The 12315-nt window shown below is 69.4% G+C and carries 14 protein-coding genes; 6 read left to right on the top strand and 8 right to left on the bottom strand.

From position 1 onward, the window contains the following. Positions 1–53: 53 nt before the first annotated feature. The 3 genes from purF to arfB are packed head-to-tail and all read left to right on the top strand — an operon-like array spanning position 54 to position 3160. On the top strand, positions 54–1592 hold the full coding sequence (gene purF / locus ACFWIW_RS34570) for an amidophosphoribosyltransferase (RefSeq protein WP_007032554.1): 1539 nt from the start codon (positions 54–56) through the stop codon (positions 1590–1592). Positions 1593–1622: 30 nt separating this feature from the next. Next, positions 1623–2693, top strand: a complete 1071-nt coding sequence (gene purM, locus ACFWIW_RS34565; RefSeq protein WP_007032555.1) for a phosphoribosylformylglycinamidine cyclo-ligase — start codon at positions 1623–1625, stop codon at positions 2691–2693. A gap of 35 nt (positions 2694–2728) precedes the next feature. Then, entirely contained in the window at positions 2729–3160 is a 432-nt protein-coding gene (arfB, locus tag ACFWIW_RS34560) for an alternative ribosome rescue aminoacyl-tRNA hydrolase ArfB (protein ID WP_016338029.1), read from the top strand. On the opposite strand, the gene ACFWIW_RS34555 is transcribed toward arfB, so the two are convergent. The 3 genes from ACFWIW_RS34555 to ACFWIW_RS34545 all read right to left on the bottom strand — a co-directional run bounded on the left by ACFWIW_RS34555 (position 3149) and on the right by ACFWIW_RS34545 (position 5861). Continuing rightward, positions 3149–3907: a GNAT family N-acetyltransferase gene (locus ACFWIW_RS34555; protein ID WP_378372317.1), complete on the bottom strand. Its 759-nt coding sequence runs from the start codon at positions 3905–3907 to the stop codon at positions 3149–3151. The genes arfB and ACFWIW_RS34555 overlap by 12 nt on opposite strands. A 178-nt stretch (positions 3908–4085) precedes the next feature. Beyond that, positions 4086–4739: a VanZ family protein gene (locus ACFWIW_RS34550; protein ID WP_378372316.1), complete on the bottom strand. Its 654-nt coding sequence runs from the start codon at positions 4737–4739 to the stop codon at positions 4086–4088. 222 nt (positions 4740–4961) lie between these two features. Beyond that, positions 4962–5861 carry a Gfo/Idh/MocA family protein gene (locus tag ACFWIW_RS34545; protein ID WP_378372315.1) on the bottom strand — a complete coding sequence of 300 codons (900 nt, stop codon included), beginning with the start codon at positions 5859–5861 and terminating at the stop codon, positions 4962–4964. 123 nt (positions 5862–5984) lie between these two features. Here ACFWIW_RS34545 and ACFWIW_RS34540 point away from each other — a divergent pair, with 123 nt between their 5' ends. Then, entirely contained in the window at positions 5985–6434 is a 450-nt protein-coding gene (locus ACFWIW_RS34540) for a helix-turn-helix domain-containing protein (RefSeq protein WP_378372314.1), read from the top strand. A 17-nt stretch (positions 6435–6451) separates the two neighbouring features. Further along, on the top strand, positions 6452–6805 hold the full coding sequence (locus ACFWIW_RS34535; protein ID WP_378372313.1) for a PIN domain-containing protein: 354 nt from the start codon (positions 6452–6454) through the stop codon (positions 6803–6805). A 138-nt stretch (positions 6806–6943) separates the two neighbouring features. Here the strand turns inward: ACFWIW_RS34535 and ACFWIW_RS34530 are convergent, their stop codons facing one another. Further along, the gene (locus tag ACFWIW_RS34530) at positions 6944–7804 is read right to left on the bottom strand and encodes a 3-hydroxybutyryl-CoA dehydrogenase (protein WP_378372312.1); all 861 of its coding nucleotides are present in this window, start codon (positions 7802–7804) and stop codon (positions 6944–6946) included. Positions 7805–7892: 88 nt separating this feature from the next. Continuing rightward, the gene (locus tag ACFWIW_RS34525) at positions 7893–8078 is read right to left on the bottom strand and encodes a DUF3073 domain-containing protein (RefSeq protein ID WP_016338022.1); all 186 of its coding nucleotides are present in this window, start codon (positions 8076–8078) and stop codon (positions 7893–7895) included. A gap of 207 nt (positions 8079–8285) precedes the next feature. On the opposite strand from ACFWIW_RS34525, the gene ACFWIW_RS34520 reads away from it, so the two are divergent. Continuing rightward, positions 8286–9185 (top strand): hypothetical protein, encoded by a 900-nt coding sequence (locus ACFWIW_RS34520; protein WP_378372311.1) that lies wholly within the window; start codon positions 8286–8288, stop codon positions 9183–9185. On the opposite strand, the gene ACFWIW_RS34515 is transcribed toward ACFWIW_RS34520, so the two are convergent. The 3 genes from ACFWIW_RS34515 to ACFWIW_RS34505 form a co-directional block, all read right to left on the bottom strand. Next, positions 9182–10129 (bottom strand): asparaginase, encoded by a 948-nt coding sequence (locus ACFWIW_RS34515; RefSeq protein WP_378372310.1) that lies wholly within the window; start codon positions 10127–10129, stop codon positions 9182–9184. The two genes, ACFWIW_RS34520 and ACFWIW_RS34515, sit on opposite strands and share 4 nt — an antisense overlap. After that, complete coding sequence (locus ACFWIW_RS34510) at positions 10126–10689, bottom strand: aerial mycelium formation protein (RefSeq protein WP_378372309.1); 564 nt, start codon at positions 10687–10689, stop codon at positions 10126–10128. The genes ACFWIW_RS34515 and ACFWIW_RS34510 overlap by 4 nt, the downstream gene beginning before the upstream one ends. A 470-nt stretch (positions 10690–11159) precedes the next feature. Continuing rightward, the gene (locus tag ACFWIW_RS34505; RefSeq protein ID WP_378372308.1) at positions 11160–12287 is read right to left on the bottom strand and encodes a YgfZ/GcvT domain-containing protein; all 1128 of its coding nucleotides are present in this window, start codon (positions 12285–12287) and stop codon (positions 11160–11162) included. Between the last annotated feature and the right edge of the window lie 28 nt (positions 12288–12315).

The following is a 12315-nucleotide window of genomic DNA, read 5'->3' as shown; positions in this document are numbered from 1 at the left end:
CTCACCGTTTACACTGGTGGCGGCCTGCCCTCTTTCTCCCTGGGAGCACCTCGGTGGTTTCCGACCCGTCCCTCGCCGGACAGCCCGTGACCGACCAGCCCGATCCGGAACCCCGCGAGGAATGCGGTGTCTTCGGCGTCTGGGCGCCCGGAGAAGAGGTCGCGAAGCTGACCTACTACGGGCTCTACGCACTTCAGCACCGTGGCCAGGAAGCGGCCGGAATCTCGGTCTCCGACGGTTCGCAGATCGTCGTCTTCAAGGATCTCGGCCTGGTCAGCCAGGTGTTCGACGAGCAGGTCCTGCAGTCGCTGCAGGGACATATCGCCGTCGGGCACTGCCGCTACTCGACCACCGGCGCGACCATCTGGGAGAACGCGCAGCCGATCTTCCGCACCACCGCGACCGGCAGCGGATTGTCCTTCGCGCACAACGGGAACCTCGTCAACACCGCCGAGCTGCGGGATCGCACGGTCGAGGCCGGGCTGAAACCGCACGCGGGGCTGACCGGTTCGTCCAGCGACTCCGACCTGGTGTGCGGGCTGCTCGCGGCCAACGCCGCCGACAAGGGCATCGAAGCCGCCGCGCTGGAACTGCTGCCCACCCTCAAGGGCGCGTTCTGCCTCGTCTTCGCCGACGAGTCCACCCTTTACGCCGCGCGCGACCCGCACGGCGTGCACCCGCTGGTGCTCGGCAGGCTCGAACGGGGCTGGGTCGTCGCCAGCGAGACGGCCGCGCTCGACATCTGCGGCGCGTCGTTCGTCCGCGAGGTCGAGCCCGGTGAGCTCATCGCGATCGACGCCGAGGGCCTGCGTTCCTCGCGGTTCGCGAACCCCGAGCCCAAGGGCTGCGTCTTCGAGTACGTGTACCTCGCGCGCCCCGACACCTCGATCGCCGGCCGCAGCGTGCACGCCACCCGCGTCGAGATCGGCCGCAAACTCGCCGCCGAGCACCCGGCCGACGCCGACCTGGTCATGCCGGTGCCCGAATCCGGCACCCCGGCCGCCATCGGCTACGCGCAGGGCTCCGGCATCCCGTACGGCACCGGCCTGGTGAAGAACGCCTACGTCGGCCGCACCTTCATCCAGCCGTCGCAGACCATCCGGCAGCTGGGCATCCGGCTCAAGCTGAATCCGCTGCGCGACGTCATCCGCGGCAAACGGCTCGTGGTGGTCGACGACTCCATCGTCCGCGGCAACACCCAGCGCGCGCTGGTCCGCATGCTGCGGGAGGCCGGCGCGCTCGAGGTGCACGTCCGGATCGCGTCGCCGCCGGTGCGCTGGCCGTGTTTCTACGGCATCGACTTCGCCTCGCGTGCCGAACTGGTGGCCAACGGCGTCGACCTCGACGGCATCCGCCGCTCCATCGGCGCCGACACTTTGGGCTACATCTCCCTGGACGGTCTGGTCGCGGCTTCGGAGCAGCCGAAGTCGCGGTTGTGCACCGCGTGCTTCTCCGGCGAGTACCCGATCGCGCTGCCCGAAGACGCGCTGATCGGGAAGCACCTGCTGGAGAGCCTGGACTCGGTGAATGGCGCGGCGAAGCCCGTCAGCCCTGCCGGGTACGGTGCTGAGGACGCCATCCGGCGTCCCTAGACCTCTCTTCCAGAGTTGGAGTCCGCTTCCGTGAGCGAGTCCACGAGCGCCACGTACGCCGCCGCCGGCGTCAGCATCGACGCCGGTGACAAAGCCGTCGAGCTGCTCAAACCGCACGCCGAGAGGGCCACGAGGCCCGAGGTGATGGGCGGCGTCGGCGGTTTCGCCGGGCTGTTCTCCCTGAAGCTGGACAAGTGGAAAGAGCCGGTGCTGGCCTCGTCGACCGACGGGGTCGGCACGAAGATCGCCGTCGCGCAGGCGCTCGACAAGCACGACACGGTCGGCATCGACCTGGTCGCGATGGTCGTCGACGATCTGGTCGTCACCGGCGCCGAGCCACTGTTCATGCAGGACTACATCGCCGTCGGCAAGGTCGTGCCGGAGAAGATCGCGGCGCTGGTCGGCGGGATCGCCGAGGGCTGTGTCCAGGCGGGCTGCGCGCTGCTCGGCGGCGAGACCGCGGAGCACCCCGGCCTGATGGGTGAGCACGACTACGACCTTTCGGGCACCGGCATCGGCGTCGTCGAGGCGTCGAACGTGCTCGGCCCGGAGCGGGTCCGCCCCGGCGACGTCGTCCTCGCGCTCGGCTCGTCCGGCCTGCACTCCAACGGCTACTCGCTCGCCCGGCACGTGCTGCTGGACATCGCGCGCATGCCGCTCGACGGGCACGTCGAGGAGTTCGGCCGCTCGCTGGGCGAGGAGATGCTGGAGCCGACCAGGATCTACGCGAAGGACTGCCTCGCGCTCGCGGCCGAGGCCGACGTCCGCACGTTCGCGCACGTCACCGGTGGTGGCCTGGAACAGAACCTCGCCCGCGTCATGCCGCGCGGCCTGGTCGCCCGGCTCGAACGCGGCACCTGGACCCCGGCGCCGGTGTTCGCACTGATCGGCCACCGCGGCAAGGTCGAGCGTGCCGAACTGGAGAAGACGTTCAACATGGGCGTCGGCATGGTCGCGATCGTCGGCCCCGACGACGTCGACCGCGCGCTCGCGATGCTGACCGCGCGGCACGTGCCGGCGTGGATCCTCGGCGACGTGCAGCCCGCCGAAGACCCGGACGGCCCGCGCGCCGTGCTGTCGGGCGACCACCCCCGCTTCTGATTTAACGATTTGGGCCCGGGTGACACACTGGGTCCGTGGCTGACGACGTGGTGATCGGCACCCGGTTCGTGATCCCGGGCGCCGAATTGAGCGAACGGTTCTCCCGGTCCTCGGGGCCGGGTGGGCAGGGCGTGAACACCACGGACTCGCGGGTCGAACTGTCCTTCGACGTGGCCGGTTCGGCGTCCGTCCCGGAGCATCTCCGGGCCCGGATGCTGGACCGGCTTTCGTCGCGTCTGGTCGACGGGGTGGTCACGATCGCCGCGTCCGAACACCGCTCCCAGCTGATGAACCGGGAAGCCGCGCGGGCTCGGCTGGTGATGCTCCTGACCGACGCGTCGGCGCCCCCGGCCGCCAAGCGGCGTCCCACCAAACCCTCACGAGGTTCGAAGGAACGCCGCCTGGCGTCGAAGAAACGCCGCGGCGAGGTCAAGAAGTCACGCCGCGGCGGCTACTCAGACGACTGACAGGTGCACACACTCGGCCGCGGTCTTGAATCCGACCCGGCCGTAGACGCGTTCCGCCTGCCCGGCGCCCGGCGTCAGGAACACCGACCGGCCACCGCGCGCGTGTGCCTCACGCGTCAGGTATTCCGTCATCGCCGCGGCGATCCCGCGGCTCCGGTACTCGTCGAGCACCCCGATGCCGGCGATCTCCGTCGCGCCGTCGAGGATCGCGGTCGCGACCCCGCCGCCGACGACCTCGCCGTTCTCGTCGACCGCCATCACCGACATGGTCTCGCCGCTCAGCTGATCCGGCGACGGGTCGAGGTGCTCGTCGGGATCGAGCTCCCCGAACGCCAGGTTCTGCGCCCGGATCATCTGCCGGAGTTCGCCCTCGGTTTTCGGGGTGACCAGGCTGATCCCGGCCGGTTTCGGCTGTTCGACGACCTGCCCCGGCGTGCAGATCATCAGCGGAACCCGTCGCTCCAGCGTGTAACCGCACCGGACGAGCACGGCTTCGGCGGCCGGAACGGCCTCGGTGAGGAACTCCAGGCGCGGCGTGAGCCCGCGCTTGCGGAACGCCTCGGTGAGCGCGGCGACGGCGTCCTCGGTGGGGACGGCGCCGTCGTCGGGGATCGCGTAGTTGAGGAAAGGGCTGCTGGATTCGAGGTAGTACGTGGCCAGGAACGGCCCGATCCGCTCGGTTTCGCGGAACTTCGCCGCGGTGAGCCGGATGTAGGACTGCAGAGCACGAATGGTCTCGGAAAGCACTGGTGGAAAGCCTTTCGGGCAGAAGAAAGAGACGCACGGGAGGATCCGCGTGCGTGGTTGAGCTGGCGTGTGCGCCGGCTAGCTCGTGCCGACGCCACCGAAGGCGTCAGGCATGAGGCATCCCTCTTTCTCGCTACGTAGGGCTTTCGCGATCACTTTCGCACGACGGTCAACCGATTTACCTCCGCTGCGGATGCGCGATGCCCGAATACCTCTCGTCCCACACGGACCTCGGGACCCGGAGCCGGACCGGGGCCTCGCACACCCGCCGGACCTGCGCCGGGATCGCCACCGACGGCCGGACGTCCAGGCGGTGCCAGAGCCGTTTGCTCACCGCGGCGCCCGCGACGGCGCCAAGGGTGTTCAGCAGGATGTCGTCCGCCGAGGTCACCCGGCCCGCCTGGATCAGATATTGCGTACCCTCCACCAGCACGGAGACGGCCAGCGCGCCGAGCGCGATGCGGCCCAGTGACCGCAGGCGGGGGAACCGCATCGGGAGCAGGGCGCCGAGCGGGCTCAGCATGAGGACGTTGCCCAGCGCCTGCCACAGATTGGCGCTGTCGTCGAGGGCGAGGCGCAGGTCGGTGCCGGGTTCGAGGTTCAGCCTGCTGCCCTGCACACCGGCCACCGGCATCGTGACCAGGCACAACACCAGGAAACAGGCCAGCAGGAGCGTCATGTCGACGGCCGCCGTCGCCGACGCGGAGAAGAGGTCGGCTTGTCTTCGCCGCCGTCGATGCGCCGCGAGCAGCGGCCACCCGAGCAGTGCGTACGGAACCGCGGTGATCGTCAACGGGATCATCACACCGAAAGCGCGGAGCAGCTCACCCATGGCCTTCCTTTCCGGAGCGCCCAAGATCACCTTCGCATCACAAGATCGACTCGGCATGACGGAGTGGCCGCACTAAGAGGTGATCTTTTCCGGTGGCGGAAAAGGTTTTCCCATGCTCGTGACCGTCCACAAAGGAACCTGTGGACAAACCTGTGGACGGCCGCGAAGTAACCGGAAGAAGGTGTTATCCCGCAAGGAAAAGCCTTGTGGGTGACCTGTGTACTACTTGCCGTGTCCGGCGAGTTCCCGCGCGTGTTCGAGCAGCTTTTGGAGGTGCAGACCGCGACGTACGTCACATGGGTGCGAGGTCGTCCCGCTCGCGGCCATCGCGGCGAAATCGTCCAGGAGCGCGGTGTAGGACTCGCCCGCCGAGCCCGGCTTCCGACCGAGGGTGCGGTAGCCGTGCTCGCCGTAGACGGCGACCTCGACCACCGTCGGCTGGATCGGCAGCCGCAGCGACAGGGTCGCCGTACTGGTCGCGCCACCCTCGTGGGCTAACAGCAGTTGCCACAGATCGTCATCGGTCCGGTTCGCCGCGAGCACGTCGGTGATCTCGCCGAGCGCCGCGTCCAGCAGATCGAGGGCGTGCGGGCCGATGTCGACGAGCGCGCCGGAGTCGTGCCGCCACGCCGAGGACTGGTACTGACCGCCGAGCAGCGCGCCCGAAAGCCACCTCGCCCCGCCGCCGCGCCAGCCGCCTGCTTCCTTGATGCCGTCGAGCCACTCGCGGGTCATCGGCGAAAACCGCAGGATCAGGACCACGAGGGCGGCAACGCCGGCGGCCTCCACCGCGTCCGCGAGCCTCCGCGCGCCGTCGAGATCCGCGGCGATCGGCTTCTCCAGGATCAGATGCTTGCCCGCTTCGGCCGCGCGGACCGCCAGCTCCGCCTGAACGGCGGGCGGCACGGCGAACGCGACCGCGTCCACCTGGTCGAGCAGCTCGTCGAAGCTGTCGACGGCTTGGGCGCCGTGCGTCTCGGCCAGTTCCTTGGCGGCCTCGGGACGCCTGGCCCAGACCGCGCGCAACGTCATGCCGGGGTGATCGGCGAGACCTGGCGCGTGCACCGTCTTCGCCCACGGACCGGCACCGACCAGACCCGCACGCAGCTGTCCCTGTCCCACGCCCCCGAGTCTAGGTGTGCCCTCACGCAAGCTGAACGCACCATCGAGTTGCGTTTATTGCGTTTATTGCGAACAATTCGTTCAAGAGCCGATACTGGGACCACGTTGAACACGGGAGCAGTGATGACTGCGCTGACCATTGACCAGATCGTCCCGGGGCGCCACGACATCGACGTGGCGCTCGAGGCACTCCCACACGTCGAGGCTTACCTGGCCCGGCGGCATGAAGGGGACACAGTGCGCGTCGTCGTCGACGAGCATGAGGAATCCGTGGTCGTCCCTCGCGGGGTCGTCGACCTGATGGCTCGCGTGCTGGCCTTGGTGGCGGCGGGTGAGAGCGTGGCCATCGTCCCGTCACATGCCGAGCTGACCACCCAACAGGCGGCTGACCTGCTCAACGTCTCCCGGCCGTTCCTCATCGGGCTGCTCGAAGCAGGGCGGATCGAGTACCGCACGGTCGGTAAGCACCGGCGGGTGAAAGCCGGTTCTCTCCACGACTACTTGCGTGAAGACGACCACCGGCGCCGCGCGGCCGCCGACGAGCTTTCCGCCCTGAATCAGGAGATGGGCTGACCTAGCAAGTGGCCTTCGTGGTCTTGTTCGACGCCGACGTGCTGTACCCCAACGTTCTGCGTGATCTCCTGCTCCGGATCGCGCAGAGCGGCTTCGTCCAGGCCAAGTGGACGGACGAGATTCTCGACGAGGTCTTCCGCAACCTCCGGAGGAACCGGCCCGATCTCGACCCCCGCAAGCTGGACAGGACGCGGCACCTGATGAACGCCTCGGTCCGGGATTGCCTCGTCACCGGCTACGAACCGCTCGTCGCCACGCTCGACCTGCCCGACCGGGACGATCGCCATGTACTCGCGGCAGGCCCTCCGCCCCTGGAACGTCGAGGCGCGGAGCTCAGACGACTTCGTCCTCGATCGGATCGAGCTCGGTGAGCGAGTGGTCGTGGAAGCGGTACGGCGGATCGTGGAATCACGCCGTACCGCGCCTACCAGTGTCTCCGAAGTTCTCGACGCTTTGGAGCGCTGCGGCCTTCGCAAATCGGTCGCGGCGCTCCGTCGGCAAGAGGCCGGTCAGGAGTAGCTGTAGAAGCCGCGGCCCGTCTTCTTGCCGAGCAGGCCGGCGTCGACCATGCGCAGCAGCAGCGGCGGCGACGAGTACAGCGGCTCCTTGAACTCGGCGTACATCGAATCCGCGATCGCCTTGATGGTGTCCAGGCCGATCAGGTCCGACAGCCGCAGCGGGCCCATCGGGTGCGCGGTGCCCAGCTCCATGCCGCGGTCGATGTCCTCCGCGGACGCGAAGCCCGACTCGATCATCCGGATCGCGGAAAGCAGGTACGGCACGAGCAGCGAGTTCACGATGAACCCGGCGCGGTCCTGCGACCGGATCACCGTCTTGCTCAACGCCGTCGTCGCGTGCTCCTCGGCACGGCGGGCGGTGTCGTCGCTGGTCAGCAGCGAGGGCACCAGCTCGACGAGCGGCAGCACCGGGACCGGGTTGAAGAAGTGGATGCCGACCACCTGCTGCGGGCGGCCGGTGGCCATCCCGAGCTTCATGATCGGGATCGACGAGGTGTTGGACGCGAACACGGCGTCCTCACGCTCGACGATCTTGTCCAGCGACCGGAACACCTCGACCTTGGCCTGCTCCTGTTCCAGGATGGCCTCGATGACGAGGTCGCGGTCGGCGAACTCGCCGATCTCGGTGGTGAAGCGGAGCCGTCCGAGCGCTGCGTCGGCGTCTTCCTGCGAGAGCTTCCCGTTCTTGACGCCGCGTTGCAGCGACTTCTCGATCCGCGCCCGCCCGGCGTCCAGCGCCGGCTGGTTCACCTCGGTGACGATCACGTCCAGCCCGGCCCGTGCGTGCACCTCGGCGATGCCCGAGCCCATGAGCCCGGCCCCGACGACACCTACTCGCGCTACGTCAGACATGGCACCTCCTCATATTTTGGGCAGCACGCGACACGCGAGGGTGGTCACCGGGACAAGCCCGGATCCACCCTCGCGTGTCACGCGTTGCTCAGCGGCGGTATTCGTCGTACCCGTCGTACGGGTCTTCGTCGTACCGCTTGTCGTCCTCGTGCCTGTCTTCCGAGGAACTACTGGACAGCTCGCGCTGCAAAGCATCGAAGTCGGTTTCGTGCGAGCTGTACTTGAGCTCGCGCGCCACCTTCGTCTGCTTGGCCTTAGCCCGGCCGCGCCCCATGGCTCGACCCCCTCGCACAGGGGCGGGGCGGCCGGGGGAATCGGCGGCCCCGCATCGTCTCGACAATTCTTTCCTGCTGACACCGTACCGTGTCCGGGGGGTTGGATGCGACGTGGCACGGTGTGCCGGTGGTGACAGTGTTCTCCGAACGCCGGTTACCGGCCGGTCGGTGGCGATAGTCGCAGGTCGGCGTGCCACGATGCTCGTGTGCCCCGTCCGTTCGCGGCTTATCTCCGCGTCTATGAGCCCCTGCCGGCGCTGGGGGATCCACCGGACGAACGCCTGCTCGAGGCCGTCGAAGCGGCCCGGCTCGATCGTTCGGCCGCGGGCGAGCGCGAGCAGGCATTGTGGCTCAAGTCACAGCATGTCGGGCGGTTGCTGCCCGCCGAACTCGCGGACGGCCGGGCCGCCCCCAGTCTCGTCACCGACGTTCTCGTCCTGGACCCCGAAGACGTGCCGGAGGGTGAGCACGGCGACGCCGGCCCGGGCCCGCTGATCTGCCCGATGGAGATCCGCGCGCGCTCGGCGGCGGCGTTGGTGACCTTCCTCGGCGACGCGCATCCCGCGCTGAAGAACGCGGTGCTCGACGCGGGCGGCGCCTCACTGGACACGATCCGTTCGCGGGCGAAGTCCGCGATCGGCGACCTGTCCGCCTCGGCCTCGCACACGCTCTCGACGACCTGGACCGTTCCGCTCCCCTGGTTCGTCCTGTTCGACCCCGGGATGCGCCGGGTCAAACTCGGCAAGGGACGCGACGACCCGGAGCGCGAGGTGTCGTGGCGGGTCTCCATCGCCGACGCGCGGTATCGCGCCCGCGAGGTCGGGGACCTGCTCGAAGCGACCTTCGGTGACTCAGGGCCCGGCCGGGTGCTGCTCGAGACGCGACGCTGGCTCGACAGCTTCCACCCCGGCTCCGCGGTCGAACTCGACTACGGCGGTCTGGTGCAGCTCTTCGCCGACTCGATCCTGCAGGCCGACACGACCGCCGAAGAGGTGCACGACATCCTCGACGCGCTTCGCACCGGCAATGTCGACGAGCTGGCGGAACTGTTCGCCGACCTGCGGGACTTCTGGGGCGACCTGGCCGCGCGGGAACGCGCGAACTAACCGAAGAGGCCGGCGGTGACCTTCAGCTCGCCGACCGGTTTCCCGCCGCCGAGGACCGCGTCGCGCGCGAGGTCGACGGCTTCGTCGCCCGGTTCGATGCCGAGGTGACGCAGGGTGGCGAGCAGTAGCGGGAGCCGGGCACGGGCCGCGCCGTCGTCGATCTTCAGTGCCAGCGCCGTGCCGTCCGGGAGGGCGAACGCGTGCACTCCCTCGGCGCCGCCCTTCGAGAGCAGGCCGTCGACGGTCCGCATCAGCACGGTGTCTTCGCGGCCGGTGCCCGCGACCTGCCACGGATGCGCGCGGACGGCGTCCGCGACCCGGCGTTCCGGCCCGCCGATGGCGGTGACCAGCCTGCCGAAGGAGCGGGCGAGGCCGGTGAGGGAGAACGCGAACAGCGGGGCGCCGCAGCCGTCGACGCCGACCGTCTCGATCGTCTCGCTGGTGAGGTCGGCGACGGCGGCTTGGATGACCTTCTGCAGCGGGTGGATCTCGGCCGTGTAGTCGCTGGTCGGCCAGCCGAGTTGGGCGCAGGTCGTGAGCATCGCGGCGTGTTTGCCGGAGCAGTTCATCGCGGCCCGGCGTTTCCCCGACGGCGCCACGGCCAGCATGCTCGGCTCGTGCAGCGGGAACGCGGGCGGGCAGACCAGCGCGTCCTCGGTGAGCCCCGCGCGGGAAAGCATCGCCAGGGTGCCCTCGACGTGGCCGGGTTCGCCGTTGTGCGAGCCGCAGCCCAGCGCGAGTTCCTCGTCGCCGATCGTGAGACCGGCGCGGAGCATCCCGACGGCCTGCAGGGGTTTGTTGGACGAGCGCGGGTAGACCGGCCGTTCGACGTCGCCCGCGGAGAAGCGCACCGAGCCGTCCGGGGCGGTGATCACGAGCGCGCCTCGGTGCACGCTCTCCACGAAACCGGATCGGACGACCTCGACCAGGACCGGATTCGTCACTCGGATCCGCCGCGTTCGGTGTCGAGGAGGTCGTCGACCGACGCCGTGCCCTTGCGATAGCGGGTCGCGATCTCGGCGTTGATGGTGTCCATGACGCTCTGCACCTCGCGGCGATACGAAGAGACGGAGACCTCCTCGTCGGCGTACCGGTTGAGCGCGTTGACCAGCTTCTCGTCCGAGAGCTTGCTGACGTCGGAAAGGTCCGTGTCGCCGATGAGGGCCTCGGCGAACCGCCGGTGCTCGCCCGCGCGAGACGGCTCCAGCCGCTGATGCCTGCCCGACCCCGTGGCCGGGCCGATGGCGTTGTCCGCCAGGATCGCGGCCAGCCGTTCGACGACGCTGCTCTCACCGCCGGAACTCCGGCGCTCCTGCTCGGCCCGCACGATGTCGATGCGCGCGTGGAGCAGGCGCCGCAGGTACGACAGGTCGGTCTCCTCCTGCGCGGCCTCGTCACGGCGCTCGCGCAGCACGGAAAGGGTCAGCTCGCCGAGGTCGCTGAGATACCCAGGGCCGAGCACGCGGTCGATACGACGGCGACCACCGGGCCGGACTTCGATCACGCGCGTAGCTTATCGCGCTCCAGCGGAAATGTTCCGCACAAGGATCTCCGCCCCTCGCGACACCCTCCGCCGGGCGGCTGCTCTTTCGGTTCCTTCCAGAGCCCGCCCCCCACCCGTCCCGGGGGCGGCCCCTGGTCCAGTCTACCGGGTCTGGGGCCGGAAAAGCGCTGGTCGGCGGAGTTGTCCACAGGTGGGCGGAGTTGTGGACAACTTGTGGATGGCTGGGTGGGCGAAGGGGTGCGAGTACCTGAAGGTCCCTTCCTTGCGATAGGCGCGATGAAGGGGGCCTTCATGTACTTGGGCTGTGAGCGAAGGGCGAGTTTTCAGCGCTCAGCCGAGGGAAGGGGGCCTTCACGCGCAGCCTGAGGCGAAAGTGACTCACCGGCAGGTAGTGAAGGACTCCTTGAGGGACCCAGAGTCCCTCAAGGAGTCCTTCACGGACCCCGAAGGTAGGGGAGAAAGGGGCTCGCTCAGCCCCGCAGCCGTTGAGCCGCTTCCCGCCCGGGGGCCGGAGCCTCCCCCGGAACCGAGTCCGGGTCGATGGTCGCCTGCACGACGCGGTCCTCGGCGCCGACCAGCAGTTCCGCGCCGGGCTGCGTCGAGCGTTTCACCAGCGCCAGCGCGATCGGGCCCAGTTCGTGGTGCTGCACCACGCTGCCGACGCGCCCCACCGTCCGCTCGCCAAGCACCACCGGATCGCCGGTCTCCGGCGTGATCTCCGGCGAACCGTCCAGGTGCAGCAGCGCCATGTACCGCGGCGGCCGCCCCACGTTGTGGACCTTCGCGACGGTCTCCTGTCCGCGGTAGCAGCCCTTCGCCACGTGCGCGGCGGAGTCGACCCAGTTCACTTCGTGCGGGATCGTGCGGTCGTCGGTGTCGAGGCCCAGCCGCGGCCGCAGCGACTCGACCCGCAGCGCGTCGAACGTCCAGCTGCCCGCCGGTCGCGCGCCCGCGTCGGTCAGGCGCCGCCACCAGGCGGCGAGGTCGACGCGGGGGACGGCGAGGTCGACGCTGTGCCGTCCCGGCCACGGCATCCGCCGCGCGAAACCGCCGGGGATCGCCACGACCGAGTACGGCTCCGCGCCGAGGGAGACATCCACGGCGGACAGCACACGGTCCGCGTCGGGACCGAGGACGGTCAGCAGCGCCAGCTCGTCCGAGACATCGCGGATGTCCACTTTGGACCAGAACTTCATCGCTTCGAGGTACTCGCGCAAGGTCTGCTTGCCACCGGTCGGCAGCGCGCTGGTGGCCACCGCGCCCCGGTCGCTGTCCAGCCACACCGTGCCGTCCGCGTGCGCGAGGACCATATGCGTGTCGACGCGGCCTTGGCTGTCGAGCACGAGCGCCTCGGTGCCGGTGCCCTCGGCGAGCCCGGTGACGTGCTGCGAGATCACCAAATGCAGCCAGGACAACCGCTCTTCCCCGGTCACGGCCAGGATTTCGCGATGCGAACGGTCGATCACGACGGCGCCGCGCGCGGCCGTCCGCTGCTCGGCGAAGGGGTCACCCCAATGCCACGGGACACCCTCTTCAGGATGCCCGTCGGGTGCCGCGATCGGTCCGGGAAGGTCGAGCAGGGGGGAGCGGTAGGGCATGAAACCCATGCTAGTGAGTACCGTGTCC

This window comes from Amycolatopsis sp. NPDC058340 (assembly GCF_042723975.1).
Lineage (GTDB): Bacteria > Actinomycetota > Actinomycetes > Mycobacteriales > Pseudonocardiaceae > Amycolatopsis.
This window is presented reverse-complemented; position numbering and strand designations above follow the sequence as displayed.